This is a genomic window from Pseudomonas sp. Teo4, from assembly GCF_034387475.1.
Lineage (GTDB): Bacteria > Pseudomonadota > Gammaproteobacteria > Pseudomonadales > Pseudomonadaceae > Aquipseudomonas.
On the sequence record NZ_JAXCIL010000002.1, the window covers coordinates 2,236,700 to 2,250,347 of the forward strand.

Annotated in this window: 10 protein-coding genes and 4 pseudogenes; 6 read left to right on the forward strand and 8 right to left on the reverse strand. The window is 61.5% G+C overall.

Going from position 1 to position 13,648, the window contains the following annotated elements; translation table 11 throughout:
• Window positions 1-44 precede the first annotated feature (44 nt).
• Window positions 45-1,568, reverse strand: coding sequence for a fumarate hydratase (locus PspTeo4_RS26660; protein ID WP_051098439.1), 1,524 nt, complete (start codon window positions 1,566-1,568; stop codon window positions 45-47).
• Window positions 1,569-1,816: 248 nt separating this feature from the next.
• Here PspTeo4_RS26660 and PspTeo4_RS26665 point away from each other — a divergent pair.
• Window positions 1,817-2,736: pseudogene (locus PspTeo4_RS26665) on the forward strand (iron-sulfur-binding ferredoxin reductase).
• 118 nt (window positions 2,737-2,854) lie between these two features.
• Here the strand turns inward: PspTeo4_RS26665 and pyk are convergent.
• Entirely contained in the window at window positions 2,855-4,309 is a 1,455-nt protein-coding gene (gene pyk / locus PspTeo4_RS26670) for a pyruvate kinase (RefSeq protein WP_322366693.1), read from the reverse strand.
• 181 nt (window positions 4,310-4,490) lie between these two features.
• On the opposite strand from pyk, the gene PspTeo4_RS26675 reads away from it, so the two are divergent.
• The 3 genes from PspTeo4_RS26675 to sbcB all read left to right on the forward strand — a co-directional run bounded on the left by PspTeo4_RS26675 (window position 4,491) and on the right by sbcB (window position 6,844).
• Window positions 4,491-4,877 carry a tetratricopeptide repeat protein gene (locus PspTeo4_RS26675; protein ID WP_322366694.1) on the forward strand — a complete coding sequence of 129 codons (387 nt, stop codon included), beginning with the start codon at window positions 4,491-4,493 and terminating at the stop codon, window positions 4,875-4,877.
• A 124-nt stretch (window positions 4,878-5,001) separates the two neighbouring features.
• Complete coding sequence (locus PspTeo4_RS26680) at window positions 5,002-5,361, forward strand: PilZ domain-containing protein (RefSeq protein WP_322366695.1); 360 nt, start codon at window positions 5,002-5,004, stop codon at window positions 5,359-5,361.
• A 46-nt stretch (window positions 5,362-5,407) separates the two neighbouring features.
• The gene (gene sbcB, locus PspTeo4_RS26685) at window positions 5,408-6,844 is read left to right on the forward strand and encodes an exodeoxyribonuclease I (RefSeq protein ID WP_322366696.1); all 1,437 of its coding nucleotides are present in this window, start codon (window positions 5,408-5,410) and stop codon (window positions 6,842-6,844) included.
• A gap of 69 nt (window positions 6,845-6,913) precedes the next feature.
• On the opposite strand, the gene mvaT is transcribed toward sbcB, so the two are convergent.
• Window positions 6,914-7,291 (reverse strand): histone-like nucleoid-structuring protein MvaT, encoded by a 378-nt coding sequence (gene mvaT / locus PspTeo4_RS26690; protein ID WP_023378896.1) that lies wholly within the window; start codon window positions 7,289-7,291, stop codon window positions 6,914-6,916.
• A gap of 280 nt (window positions 7,292-7,571) precedes the next feature.
• Between mvaT and purU the strand changes: the two genes are divergently transcribed.
• Window positions 7,572-8,423, forward strand: a complete 852-nt coding sequence (purU, locus tag PspTeo4_RS26695) for a formyltetrahydrofolate deformylase (RefSeq protein ID WP_322366698.1) — start codon at window positions 7,572-7,574, stop codon at window positions 8,421-8,423.
• 15 nt (window positions 8,424-8,438) lie between these two features.
• Window positions 8,439-8,672: a hypothetical protein gene (locus PspTeo4_RS26700; RefSeq protein WP_322366699.1), complete on the forward strand. Its 234-nt coding sequence runs from the start codon at window positions 8,439-8,441 to the stop codon at window positions 8,670-8,672.
• On the opposite strand, the pseudogene PspTeo4_RS26705 reads toward PspTeo4_RS26700, so the two are convergent.
• From PspTeo4_RS26705 to PspTeo4_RS30085, 5 genes and pseudogenes are all read right to left on the reverse strand, one after another.
• Window positions 8,578-9,568 (reverse strand): annotated as a pseudogene (locus PspTeo4_RS26705) (lysylphosphatidylglycerol synthase transmembrane domain-containing protein). The gene PspTeo4_RS26700 and the pseudogene PspTeo4_RS26705 overlap by 95 nt on opposite strands.
• Window positions 9,565-10,327: pseudogene (locus PspTeo4_RS26710) on the reverse strand (DUF2334 domain-containing protein). The pseudogenes PspTeo4_RS26705 and PspTeo4_RS26710 overlap by 4 nt, the downstream one beginning before the upstream one ends.
• Window positions 10,320-11,441 (reverse strand): glycosyltransferase family 1 protein, encoded by a 1,122-nt coding sequence (locus PspTeo4_RS26715; RefSeq protein WP_322366700.1) that lies wholly within the window; start codon window positions 11,439-11,441, stop codon window positions 10,320-10,322. Before PspTeo4_RS26715 ends, PspTeo4_RS26710 begins: the two are co-directional and overlap by 8 nt.
• Window positions 11,442-11,618: 177 nt before the next feature.
• The gene (locus tag PspTeo4_RS30080) at window positions 11,619-12,383 is read right to left on the reverse strand and encodes a methyl-accepting chemotaxis protein (RefSeq protein WP_416196994.1); all 765 of its coding nucleotides are present in this window, start codon (window positions 12,381-12,383) and stop codon (window positions 11,619-11,621) included.
• 93 nt (window positions 12,384-12,476) lie between these two features.
• A pseudogene (locus tag PspTeo4_RS30085) lies at window positions 12,477-13,562 on the reverse strand (cache domain-containing protein); the annotation flags it as partial.
• Window positions 13,563-13,648: the final 86 nt, after the last annotated feature.

The window sequence follows — 13,648 nt, forward strand, 5'->3', positions numbered from 1 at the left end:
ATCGCCGGCAAGCCAGCGATGGGGCCGCACCTGTTACAACAGGCTTACTTCACTTCAACCGCCAGGCTCTCGGCGATTTTGCTCTGCCACAGGGCAGGGCCAGTGATGTGTACCGATTCACCGTTGCTGTCCACGGCGACGGTCACTGGCATGTCCTTGACCTCGAACTCGTAGATCGCTTCCATGCCCAGCTCGGCGAAGGCCAGAACCTTCGACTTGCGAATTGCCTGGGCCACCAGGTAGGCGGCGCCGCCGACGGCCATCAGGTAGACGGCTTTGTTGTCCTTGATCGCTTCGATGGCAGTTGGGCCACGCTCGGACTTGCCGATCATGCCCAGCAGGCCGGTCTGCTCGAGGATCTGACGGGTGAACTTGTCCATGCGGGTTGCAGTGGTCGGGCCGGCTGGGCCTACCACTTCGTCACCGACAGGGTCGACTGGGCCGACGTAGTAGATGAAGCGGCCTTTCAGGTCGACCGGCAGCTCTTCGCCACGGTTCAGCATCTCGACCATGCGCTTGTGCGCAGCGTCGCGGCCGGTGAGCATCTTGCCGTTGAGCAGGATGGTCTCACCCGGTTTCCAGCTGGCGACTTCTTCCGGGGTGATGTCGTCGAGGTTGACGCGGCGGGCGCTCGGGCCGGCTTCCCAGACGATTTCCGGGTAGGCGTCCAGCGACGGGGCTTCCAGCTCGGCAGGGCCGGAGCCGTCGAGCACGAAGTGCGCGTGACGGGTAGCGGCGCAGTTCGGGATCATGCACACCGGCAGGGACGCGGCGTGGGTCGGGTAGTCCATGATCTTGACGTCGAGCACGGTGGTCAGGCCGCCCAGGCCCTGGGCGCCGATGCCCAGCTGGTTGACCTTCTCGAACAGCTCCAGGCGGATCTCTTCGAGGCGGTTCTGTGGGCCACGGGCTTTCAGCTCATGGATGTCGATGGACTCCATCAACACTTCCTTGGCCATGACCGCGGCTTTCTCGGCGGTACCGCCGATGCCGATGCCGAGCATGCCAGGCGGGCACCAGCCAGCGCCCATGGTCGGGACGGTCTTCAGTACCCAGTCGACGATCGAGTCGGACGGGTTGAGCATGGCCATCTTCGACTTGTTCTCGGAACCGCCGCCTTTGGCCGCGACATCGACTTCGACCTTGTCGCCAGGGACGATCGAGTAGTGGATGACGGCTGGGGTGTTGTCCTTGGTGTTCTTGCGGGCACCGGCCGGGTCGGCCAGGATCGAAGCGCGCAGGACGTTTTCAGGCAGGTTGTAGGCGCGACGCACACCTTCGTTGATCATGTCGTCGACGCTCAGGGTGGCGCCGTCCCAGCGCACGTCCATACCGACGCGTACGAACACGGTAACGATACCGGTGTCCTGGCAGATCGGGCGGTGGCCGGTGGCGCACATGCGCGAGTTGATCAGGATCTGGGCGATGGAGTCGCGCGCAGCAGGCGACTCTTCACGCAGGTAGGCCTCGTGCATCGCCTGGATGAAATCGACGGGGTGGTAGTACGAAATGAATTGCAGGGCGTCGGCGACGCTCTGAATCAGGTCGTCTTGCTTGATCACGGTCATGCAGCGCGCTCCTCTTAAAGACGGGAACATTCATGAAGACGTTCGACGGTGCCGACCAGCGTGTCGAAACGCCTGGCAAGGCATCGGCAGGTCAGGCCGACGCAAAAAGGCGCGGCAGTATAGCGCGGCTGGGCCTGCGAAACACCTGCGGGTGGTCTGGACCTTGGTCGGCAGCCGACAGGCACCCTTTTGCTGAGCCCCTCGGCTTGGCTTACAGTGGCGTTGTGATACCTGGAGATGAAATGACCATGCCCGAACTGTGTGTGGGCGAGCGCCGTTGGACGGTGCCGACTGGCAGCAACCTGCTCGATGCCCTGAACGAGGCGGGTGTGAATGTGCCCTACAGCTGTCGGGCGGGCAGTTGCCATGCGTGCCTGGTGCACTGCCTTGAGGGGCAGCCCGCCGATGCCTTGCCCGAGGCGCTGGCACTGGAAAAGCACGCGCTGGGCTGGCGCCTGGCCTGCCAGTGCCGGGTGGTAGGCGATCTGCGCGTGGCGGTGTTCGACCCCGCGCAGGATGGCCTGTCGGCCGAGGTGTGCGCGGTGGACTGGTTTGGTGATGTGCTGCGCCTGCGTGTGCGTCCAGAGCGAGCGTGGCGCTACCAGGCGGGGCAGCATGTGATCCTGTGGAATGGCCCGGTAGCGCGGCCTTACTCGCTGGCCAGCCTGCCGGGTGAGGATGATTTCCTGGAATTTCACATCGATTGTCAGCGCAGCGGTGCGTTTTGCGACAGCGCCCGGACGCTGCGGGTGGGCGATCAGCTACGGCTGGGTGAACTGAGGGGTGGGGCGCTGCATTACGACCCCGACTGGCAAGATCGGCCGCTCTGGTTGCTGGCGGCAGGCACCGGGCTGGCGCCGTTATGGGGCATTTTGCGTGAGGCATTGCGACAGGGGCATCGGGGTGAGATCAGGGTGGTGCATGTGGCGCGTGATGGCACTGGGCACTATCTGAGCGGGCCGTTGCAGGAGATGGCGGGAGTTACGGTTGAACAGGTGCTGGCTGAGCAGCTGGAAGCGGTGTTGGCGGGGTTGCGGCCGTCATCGCGGCAGACGATGGCACTGCTGTGCGGGGCGCCGAGTAGTGTCGAGCGGTTTGCCCGGCGGCTGTTCATTGCCGGGGTGCCACGGGGCAGGTGTTCGCTGATGTGTTCGTTGAGCATGCTTGAGTGAGCTGGGGGCTTTGCCCTCTTTCGCGACACAAGGCCGCTCATACAGGGAATCGCGTTCTTCTGTACGAGCGGCCTTGTGTCGTGAATGGCCGCAAAGCGGCCCCATTGGAGCAGATCAGCCGACCAGCGGATCACCAACATGCAGAATCTTCATGCCGTTGGTGCCACCGATGGTGTGGTAGCTGTCGCCCTTGGTCAGGATCACCCAGTCACCCTGTTCCACCAGACCACGCTTGAGCAGCTCGTCGACCGCTGCCTGGCTCACCTTGTCGGCTGGCAGCGAAGCCGGGTCGAAGGCGATCGGGTAGACGCCGCGGAACATGTTCGTGCGGGCCTGAGTGGCACGGTGCGGCGACAGTGCGAAGATCGGCACGTGCGAACGCAGACGCGACATGATCAGCGGGGTGTAGCCACTTTCGGTGAGGGCGATGATCGCCTTTACACCTGGGAAGTGGTTGGCGGTGTACATGGCCGCCAGGGCGATGCTCTCGTCGCAGCGCTCGAAGGTGGTGTGCAGGCGGTGGCTGGACTTCTGGCTGGTCGGGTGCTTTTCGGCGCCCGAGCAGATGCGGGCCATGGCTTGCACCGCTTCGATCGGGTAGGAGCCTGCCGCACTTTCGGCCGACAGCATGACCGCGTCGGTGTTATCCAGCACGGCGTTGGCCACGTCGGACACTTCGGCACGGGTCGGCATCGGGTTCTGGATCATCGACTCCATCATCTGGGTCGCCACGATCACCGCCTTGTTGTTGCGGCGGGCGTGCTGGATGATCTTCTTCTGGATGGCGATCAGCTCGGCGTCACCGATTTCCACGCCCAGGTCGCCACGGGCAACCATGACGGCGTCGGAGGCGGCGATCAGGCCGTCGAGGGTTTCGTCGTCGGCAACGGCTTCGGCGCGCTCGATCTTGGCCACCAGCCAGGCACTGCCGCCGGCTTCGTCGCGCAGTTTGCGGGCGTATTCCATGTCCTTGGCGTCACGCGGGAAGGACACGGCCAGGTAGTCCAGGTCCATTTCCGCGGCCAGCTTGATGTCGGCCTTGTCTTTTTCGGTCAGGGCCGGTGCGGTCAGGCCGCCACCTTTGCGGTTGATGCCTTTGTGGTCGGACAGCGGGCCACCGACGAGCACCACGCAGTGCAGGGCATCGGCGGTGGCGGTTTCGACGCGCATGACCACACGGCCGTCGTCGAGCAGCAGTTCGTCACCGACGCCGCAGTCCTTGACCAGGTCGGGGTAGTCGATACCGACGATGTCCTGGTTGCCTTCGGTCAGCGGGTGGGCGGTGGAGAAGGTGAACTTGTCACCGACTTTCAGTTCGATGCGCTTGTTGCTGAATTTGGCGATGCGGATCTTCGGACCCTGCAGGTCGCCCAGCAGTGCGACATGGCGGCCGTTCTTGGCGGCGATGTCACGGATCAGGCGCGCACGCGCCTTGTGCTCGTCCGGGGTGCCGTGGGAGAAGTTCAGGCGTGCCACGTCCAGGCCGGCAAGGATCAGCTGTTCGATCACTTCCGGCGAGTTGCTGGCGGGGCCAAGGGTGGCGACGATTTTGGTACGGCGGATGGTCATGCACAGACTCCTATAGTGAAGCGCAGCGAAAGGCTACTCCTGAATCTCGCTGTAGTCATTGTTCCGTTGCACTACCTGTAACCAAGGCAGGGTGGCATTTGAACGGGCGGGGGTATGCTTGCAAAAGGGTGTGAAGATTTGCGTGCAAAGGCCGATACTCTGGCATCAAAGGAGATTCCCCATGCGAGCCCTGATCGTTTTAGCCTTGGCGGCCAGCACCGTTGGTTGCACCCGCTGGTCCATGGACCATCATTTGAACAATGCCTACCGTGCTTATGACCGTGGCGATTGCCAGCGGGTCATGCTCGAGCTGTCGCAGGTCGACCGTACCAGTCGTGCCCGACCGTTCATCCACCCGGAAGTGGCCCTGCTGCGCGGTCAATGCCTGGAGCGCCAGAAGCTGTTCGTGGATGCTGCCCAGACCTATGAGTACCTGATTCAGCAGTATCCGGGGAACGAGTACGCCTATCGCGCCAAAGCACGTCTGCAGACCCTGGAGAAGACCGGCCACTATCGCCTGGGAGACACCGCGGTGGCGAACCCCGTGGGCACTACCCCTTGGCGTTAACACCAATGTGTCATTTATTTCACGGGATTTGACACGCGCGTTGGGCTAACCTGTTACCTAGATGTAACAACCACCAGCCAGTCTCTTGCATTCCTGGCATCGGGTACGGACTGCAATTGCGATCATGTACAACCAACGCCATATCGAACGCCATCAGTTGCCTTGTGTACTCAAGGTCTACAACCGTTTTACCGACCAGCAGATCGGCTACCTGGGTAATGCCTCCGAAGATGGCTTGATGCTGATCAGCCAGCTGCCGGTGCTGGTCGGTCCGGATTTCGAGCTGCAACTGCGACTGCCGCTGGCCGGTGGAGGTCTGCAGTTCATCAACCTGACCGCCAGCTGCCTGTGGTGCCGAGAAGACCAGACGCCGGGTCACTACGACTCGGGGTTCATGCTGCTGCAGGCCCCACGCGAATACGACGAATTCGTCCGTTCATTGCGCGACTATTTCAGTTTCCACCCTGCCAACGCTTCCGCCTGAGGCAGGGTCCGCTAGAATCGGGGCGACCTCGATACAGGACGACCCCGTGAGCTCCAGCATCTTCTGGCACGATTACGAAACCACTGGCATCAACCCGCGCTGCGACCGGCCGTTGCAGGTTGCCGGTGTGCGTACCGACCTCGATCTGAATGAGATCGAAGCGCCCATCAACCTCTATTGCCAGCCCGCTGACGATATCCTGCCGCACCCGGCCGCTTGCCTGGTTACCGGTATCACACCCGACCAACTGGCCACTCAGGGTTTGTGCGAAGCCGAGTTCATGACCCGCGTGCACGAGCAGCTGGCACGCCCCGGCACCTGTGGCGCGGGCTATAACACCCTGCGCTTCGACGATGAAGTGACGCGCTACAGCCTTTACCGCAACTTTTTCGACCCGTATGCCCGTGAGTGGCAGGGCGGCAACAGTCGCTGGGACCTGATCGACGTGGTGCGCACGGCCTACGCCCTGCGCCCTGAGGGCATCGTCTGGCCGCAGCAGGACGGGCGCACCAGCTTGCGCCTGGAGTTGCTCAGCCAGGCCAATGGGATTGTCCATGGGCATGCCCACGAAGCACTTTCCGACGTGCGGGCGACGATCGGACTGGCGCGTCTGATTCGCCAGAAACAACCTAAGTTGTATGACTGGCTATTCCACTTGCGTAGTAAGCATAAAGTGCTGGAACAGATTCGTTTGTTGCAGCCGCTGGTTCATATATCAGGGCGCTTCTCGGCGGCGCGTCACTATCTGGGCGTGGTCCTGCCACTGGGCTGGCACCCGCGCAATCGCAATGCACTGATTGTGTGCGACCTGCATCAGGAAACCCTACCCTTATTAAGGGAAAGTGCCGAAGTGTTGCGTGAACGCTTGTACACTCGGCATGAAGAGTTGTCAGAAGGACAATTACCGGTACCGCTGAAGTTGGTACAGATCAATCGCTGCCCGGTGTTGGCGCCGCTATCGGTATTGCGCCCTGCTGATCAACAACGTCTGGGGCTGGACATGGCACTGTTGCAATCCCGTGCCGAAGCGTTGGCCAAGCAACAGTCCGTTTGGCAAGACAAGCTTGAGCTTATCTATGGCAAGGAAGACTTCGCACCCAGCGAAGACCCTGAACAGCAGTTGTATGACGGTTTCCTCGGTGACCGAGACCGTCGACTATGTGAGCAAGTTCGTACCCTGGAACCCGCGCAGTTAGGGCATGGCCATTGGATGTTCGACGACCCGCGAATGCCTGAGTTGTTGTTCCGATATCGGGCGCGAAACTTTCCAGAGACCTTGAACCCACAAGAGCGTCAGCGTTGGTTCGAATTCTGTCAGCAGCGTTTGAGTGACCCGTCGCAGGGCGCGCCAAACACGCTTGCGGGCTTCGAGCAGGCTCGGCAGGCTGCCTGGGCTGAGGCCGATGAGGCAGGGCGCAAGGTGCTGGACGCCTGGCAGGCCCATGCCGGGCAACTGCACAAGCGGTTTGAATTGAGCTTGTGAATGAACCAACAAAAACGCCGGCAATGAGCCGGCGTTTTTGTTTGCGAAGCAAGGAAACAGTGCGGACTATCAGTCCAGCAGAGTCGCCCAACCTTCAACCACGTCACCACCCCACTTGGCTTTCCATTCTTTCAGGGTCTTGTGGTTGCCGCCTTTGGTTTCGATCACTTCACCATTGTGCGGGTTCTTGTATTGCTTGACCTTGCGCGCACGCTTGGTGGTAGTGGTTTTAGCCACGGCGCGTGGGCCTTTGCTCAGTTTCGACTCTGGGTCGAGCAGAGCGATCACGTCGCGCAGCGACTTGGAGTATTCACCCATCAGCGCGCGCAGTTTGCCTTCGAACTCCAGTTCTTGTTTCAGCTTGTCATCCTGCGACAGGTTGGCCAGACGGGCCTGAAGTTCCTTGATGGCTTCTTCGGTAGCGCGGTATTCGTTGATCAGGGACATGGAGTGTTCCTTAATGCGTGTTCAGAAATGTGTGGGCCAATAATAGACAGGCGATACACCCAAGTAAACATATAAATAAGCAATAAACTGTTAATAAGGTTGCGACAACATATTTCTTTGGTTAAGAAAAATTCACAAAACTCCCGACCCGATGACGGTACTGCCATTGGAGGTGGCATAAGGGTGGCGCAGCCTCTGGAGGGCAGTACGCGATGAATACTGCGTTTTTGCTGGTGTGCCGCCAGAATGAGCGCCTTTGCGAAGTTCTGGAGTCTTATTCATGCGCACCTATCGTCTGGTGATCGCCTGCCCCGACCGTGTTGGCATCGTGGCGAAAGTCAGTAATTTCCTGGCCTTGTACAACGGCTGGATCAACGAAGCCAGCCACCACTCCGACGAGCAGAGTGGCTGGTTCTTCATGCGCCATGAAATCCGTGCCGAATCGCTGCCGTTCGGTATTGACGCCTTCCGTGAGGCGTTCGCGCCAATCGCCGAAGAGTTCTCCATGACCTGGCGTATTACCGATTCGGCGCAGAAGAAGCGCGTGGTGTTGATGGCGAGCCGCGAATCCCACTGCCTGGCCGACTTGCTGCACCGCTGGCACACCGACGAACTGGATTGCGAGATCCCTTGCGTTATCTCCAACCACAACGACCTGCGCAGCATGGTCGAGTGGCACGGCATTCCGTTCTTCCATGTGCCGGTCGACCCCAAGGACAAGGCGCCAGCCTTCGCCGAAGTGTCGCGTCTGGTTCAGGAACATGCCGCTGATGTGGTGGTGCTGGCCCGCTACATGCAAATCCTGCCGCCGCAACTGTGCCGGGATTACGCTGAAAAAGTGATCAACATCCACCACAGCTTCCTGCCGTCGTTCGTCGGTGCCAAGCCTTACCACCAGGCAGCGCTGCGAGGCGTGAAACTGATCGGTGCAACCTGCCACTACGTCACCGAAGAGCTGGATGCCGGCCCGATCATCGAGCAGGACGTGGTTCGTGTGAGCCACGCCGACAGCATCGAAGACATGGTTCGCTTCGGCCGTGACGTCGAGAAGATGGTGCTGGCCCGCGGCCTGCGCTATCACCTGGAAGACCGCGTGCTGGTGCACGGTAACAAAACCGTGGTGTTTGACTGATAACGGGGGTGGCCAATGGCAGATCCGCGTGACAAGGCGGGTGCTTCGGCACCGCCGACGCTCGGTGAGGGTTGCCTGGCCCGCTACGACCCCGAGGCCCTGAGCGACGACGACGGCACCGAGTTTCTCGGTGCTGCCGAACTCTGGCAGCAGCTCAATCCGCCTGACCCCGCCAGCGCGCCAGTAGAGGGCGTGCCAGCAGGCATACGAACACCGGCCCACCGGCAAGCAAGTAAAAGTAGTAAGTGACTGCCCGCCAGATCAGCACTGCTGCCGCAGCGGTCGAACTACCGACCAGGGGTGTCAGCAAACTCGCCGACGTCAGCTCTGCTGCTCCGGCCCCGCCTGGCAGCAAGCTGACCTGACCGGCGCTGAGCGAAAGCATCTGCACCAGAAAGCTTGGTATCCACGAAAGCTCCACGCCTAACCCCGCAGTACCAGGAACAGTACGCTGTAGCGTAGGCCCCAGTGCGCGCAGGTAAGGGTGAACACCAATGCCAGCGTGCGTTTGGGCAGGCGCCAGGTCTGAGCCAGCGCCTGGATGAAGTGCAGCAGCTTGCGAGTCCAGCACTGTCGACGTTGCCTGGCGATGCCGAGGCGCCTGAGCCACTGCCCATTGAAGCGCATCACCCGGCGTCGGTATCGCAGTAATCCGGCCACCAGTGCCAGTGCCACGCATAGCAGCAGTGCACTGCCCAACAGCATGCTTTCCTGGCTGTGTCCGAGGCGGTGAAACATCGCATACCCGGCGATGGCCAGCATGGCGCAAAAGAAAAACACCAGGTCGTTCAACTGATCCATGGCAAACACCGCCCCGCTGCGCGCCGGGCCGATGCGGTCATGGGCCAGCAATGCCATCAGTGTCAGTGGCCCGCCGCTTCCGCCAGGCGTGGTGCAGATCGCGAATTCGGTGGCCATCACCACGCCCAGGCTGCGTAGGCGGCCAATCTTCGTGCCGTGCTGGCCCAACAGAAGGCGTAGGCGCACTGCGTTGATAACCCAGCACAGTATGATCATGCCAAGTAGCGTCAGCATCAGTTCGGGGCAAAGGCTCGCAGCCTTGGTAGCAGTTCGCTGCCGCCCAGCAGTACCGGCACCAGCACTGCCAGCAGCAGGGCCATAACCAGCCAGCCGAGGCGGCTCATGGGGTTACCTGGCGCTCCAGCCAGCTCGACTTGGTCAAGGGTTCGCGGCCTTCGGTCAGCAGGGTTTCGAGGGTGTGCAGCCAGTACTGTCGTGAGGCGCGATGGCGCAGGTCCACTGGGTGCAAGCCCAGGCGCAGTGTGTCTGCGTCGCGCCAACGTCGGCATTGCCAGTCGCACACCAGTCGCGACAGCCCTCGGCGCCAGGCGCTGCGGGCGCTCCATACCAAACCGGGGCCGGGATGGCGGTGAACTCCGGCAAGCGGTAAAGGTGCTGCGCTGTGCTGGTGTAGCGCAGCGGCAGATGGCGCAGGGCCTGGCGGGTGCCTTCGCTCATCAGCCAGGCAGGTGCGACGAAGCCTGCCACTGGCCAGCCTTGCTGTTGGAAAAGCGCCAAGCCGCTTTCCAGGCGTTGCAGGGCTTGTTGCCGGTCGAGGCGGTAGAATTCGCCTTCGTGGGTATAGATGCGGCGCATGAAGTACTCGGCGGGGCTACGCGGTGGCGGCCGTCGTCGGCATGGTAGAAGCCATGCAATGCCAGTTCATCTCCCCGTGCCAGGCGACGTTCCAGCACTCGGCAGAATGTCGGCGAGCGGGACAGCAGGTTGCGATGGTGAAAGTCCGGCACCACCAGCCAGGTCATGGGCACATTGCCCAGTTCGTCGACGGCCTGGATGAACGGTTGATAGTCGGGCCAGGTTTCGGGCGCGATGTCGTGCAGCACCAACATCAGGCTGCGCCTTGTGCCGCCGCTTTCAGCCATGGGCCCGTACCTGTGGCGAGTGGCCGAGCACGGCCTGGTAGTGCTGCAGCAGGCCGCCCACCACGTTGTCCCACGAATAGTGTTGCTCTGCCTGGAAACGCGCCTGAATGCCCAGGTTGTGCACGCCAACCTCGAACACCTCGCGTACGGCGTTGGCCATGGCCTGGCCGTCGTTGGGGCGACACAGGCGCCCGCACCGGTCGTTGATGATTTCACCGAATGCCCCGGCGCGCACCGCGACCACCGGGGTTGCGCTGGCCATCGCTTCGAGTATCACCAGGCCGAAGGTTTCCTGATCGCCAGCGTGCACCAGCAGGTCGGCACTGGCCATCAGCCTGGCGACTTCATGGGGCGGGCAGAATCGGTCGATCACACTGACATTGGCTGGCACATTGGCTGGCATGTTCGAGCCTACCAACAGCAAGTGGTACGGGCGGCCCAGGTGTTCGATGCAGTCGAGCAACACCGGCAGGTTCTTTTCCCGTGAACCGCGCCCCGCATAGATCAGCAGGCGGCTGGTGTCGGGAATGCCGAGTTCGGCTTTCAGGTGCGGGTCGCGGTGGTCGGGGCTGAAGGTCGTCAAATCGACACCGAGCCGCTGTACATGGACATTTTGCACGCCCAGGCGGCGTAGTTTGTCGGCCATGACTTGGCTCGGTGCCAGCACTCGGTCGAAGTTGCCATACAACTTGCTTATATAGGCTTCGACATTGGGGGTGAACCAGTTGCCCATGCGATTGCTGACCAGCAGGGGCAGGTCGGAATGATAGAAGCCGATCACCGGCACATCGAGCTTGCGCCGCGCTTCGAGGGCTGCCCAGGCGGTCAGGTACGGGTCGCCCACCTCGATCAGGTTGGGCTTGAGACGGCGAAGCACGTTGCACCAAGGGGCGAGACGCACCGGGAAACGGTAGCCGTTGCCAAAGGGCAGGGGCGGTGCTGGCACCTGGTAGATACCGTTGGTATGGCTGGCGCTGGCTCCGGGGATCAGCAGGCTGTGGCGCACGCCCGGGATAGCGTCTAGACGGTGGTGTTTGGCATCAAGATAGGTCCGCACGCCGCCACTGGCCGGGGCGTAGAACATGGTGATGTCAGCGATGTGCACGATCAGCATCCCTCCGGGATCGTCCTCGGGTGTGTCATCCGGCTGCAACGGGCCGACGATGACGCGCCTAAAGGTTGACCTTTTAGAAGGATAGTTTGTTCGATCGGGGTAGGGTGGCCGCAGCTGGCGCGCTGCAGGCTGGAGGAACAGGCAGGTGGGGGCTCTGCCTGTTCCTGCCGTTGGCGGTCAGATGCGGAAGGTGCCGACCAGGTGCTTGAGGCGGCTGGCCTGCTGCTCCAGGTCCGAGCATGCACGCAGGGTGGCCTGCAGGTTCTCGACGCCCTCCTGGTTGAGCATGTTGATTTCGTTGATGTCCATGTTGATCGAGTCGACCACGGCAGTCTGCTCCTCGGTGGCGGTGGCCACCGACTGGTTCATGCCGTCGATCTCACCGATGCGCACGGTCACGCTGTCCAGGCGTTCGCCGGCCTGGTTGGCGATTTCCATGCTGTCCTGGCTGTGGCGTTGGCTTTGGCCCATGGTGTCCACCGATTCGCGGGCGCCGACCTGCAGCTCCTCGATCATGGTCTGTACCTGCTGCGCCGACTCTTGCGTGCGGTGGGCCAGGTTGCGTACTTCATCGGCCACCACGGCAAAGCCTCGGCCAGCCTCGCCGGCTCGGGCGGCTTCGATTGCCGCATTGAGCGCCAGCAGGTTGGTCTGCTGGGAAATGCTGGTGATCACTTCGAGGATCTGGCCGATGTTCACGGTCTTGCTGTTGAGCGTCTCGATGTGCGCGCTGGAGCTGACGATCAGGTCGGACAGGCGGTTCATCGCCGCGATGTTGCGCTCCACCACTTGCTGGCCTTCTTCGGCCAGCAGGCGCGCGGAGCTTGCGTGTTGCGACGCTTGGGCCGCGTTGCCGGCGATCTCCTGGGCGGCGGCGCCCAGTTCGTTGATGGCGGCGGCGACGCTGTTGGTGCGGTTGGACTGCTCGTCGGAGTTGGCCATCGAGGAGTTCGATGCGCTGATCACCCGCAAGGCCACTTCGTTGACCTGCTCGGTGGCCGAGGACACTTCACGGATGGAGCTGTGGATACGTTCGACGAAGCGGTTGAAGGCGGTGCCAAGAACACCGAACTCGTCGTGATTGTGGATTTTCAGGCGCTTGGTCAGGTCGCCTTCGCCTTCGGCGATGTCTTCCATCGCCCGGGTCATGGTGAGCAGCGGTTGCATCAGGGCGCGGATCAGCAGACCGAGCAGACCGATGATGATCACCACCGCAACCACCGTGGCGATGACTGCCGAAGTGCGGAAGGTGCTGAGCATGGCGAAGGCTTTCTGCTTGTCCACCGACAGGCCGATGTACCAGTTTGCCGACGGCAGGCCCTTGATCGGGGTGAAGGTCAGCAAGCGGGCCTGGCCATTGGCATCGACTTCGGTCAGCTCACCGGACAGCTTCGGCGTGCGCTGCGGGAACAGGTCCGACAGCGACTTCATCACCAGTTCTTTGTCCGGGTGAACCAGGATCTTGCCCTGGTCGTTGACCAGGAAGGCGTAGCCCATGCCGCCAAAGTTCAGCGAATTGATGATTTGTACCAGGCCATCGAGGGCCAGGTCGCCGCCCACCACACCGACGCTGCTGGAAACCTTGCTGAGGATGCCGATGACCATCTTGTTGGTGGTCATGTCGATGTACGGTTCGGTCAGGATCGCGCCGGAGGCGTTCATGCCGTCTTTGTACCAAGGGCGGGTACGTGGATCGTAGCCGTCGGGCATCTTGGAGTCGGGGCGGACACTGAAGCCGCCATCGACCTTGCCCAGGTAAACGGTCAGGAAGCTGGAAATCAGGGCATTTTGGCCCATCAGGGTTTCGGCCTTGGTCGGCTCCTGGGCAATGTTCTGGGCCAGGTTCTCCACCAGTTTTATACGACCTTCGAACAGGTTGCGAATATTGGTCGAAGTGGATTCGCCCATTTCAGCCAGATAATTCTCCAGATTCTCCCGGATCGCATTACGCTGGAGGTAATCGTTGTAGAGGGTGAACAGGCTGAAGGCGAGTATCACGATCAGTGAGGCTGCCAAAAGGATCTTGTGGCTGAAACGAAGGCTTTTGTTCATGGCGTAATCGGTTCCGCTAAGGTTTTTATCGGGCGTTCGCACGAATACAGCAGTAAAACAGTGCAACATCCCGGAAAGTCCCTTTTCGGTTGTTCCTGCTTTTAAGGCGAATAACACCTAGGTTTATCGGCCGATATAGGTTGAAGCTTGAGTAG

Coding starts and splice junctions, on each gene's coding strand:
- PspTeo4_RS26700 (WP_322366699.1), top strand. CDS start 8,439: ATGGCAGATCCGCGTGACAAGGCGGGTGCTTCGGCACCGCCGACGCTC.
- PspTeo4_RS30080 (WP_416196994.1), bottom strand. CDS start 12,383: ATGGCCAACTCCGACGAGCAGTCCAACCGCACCAACAGCGTCGCCGCC.
- PspTeo4_RS26675 (WP_322366694.1), top strand. CDS start 4,491: ATGCGAGCCCTGATCGTTTTAGCCTTGGCGGCCAGCACCGTTGGTTGC.
- PspTeo4_RS26660 (WP_051098439.1), bottom strand. CDS start 1,568: ATGACCGTGATCAAGCAAGACGACCTGATTCAGAGCGTCGCCGACGCC.
- pyk (WP_322366693.1), bottom strand. CDS start 4,309: ATGACCATCCGCCGTACCAAAATCGTCGCCACCCTTGGCCCCGCCAGC.
- mvaT (WP_023378896.1), bottom strand. CDS start 7,291: ATGTCCCTGATCAACGAATACCGCGCTACCGAAGAAGCCATCAAGGAA.
- PspTeo4_RS26680 (WP_322366695.1), top strand. CDS start 5,002: ATGTACAACCAACGCCATATCGAACGCCATCAGTTGCCTTGTGTACTC.
- purU (WP_322366698.1), top strand. CDS start 7,572: ATGCGCACCTATCGTCTGGTGATCGCCTGCCCCGACCGTGTTGGCATC.
- PspTeo4_RS26715 (WP_322366700.1), bottom strand. CDS start 11,441: ATGCTGATCGTGCACATCGCTGACATCACCATGTTCTACGCCCCGGCC.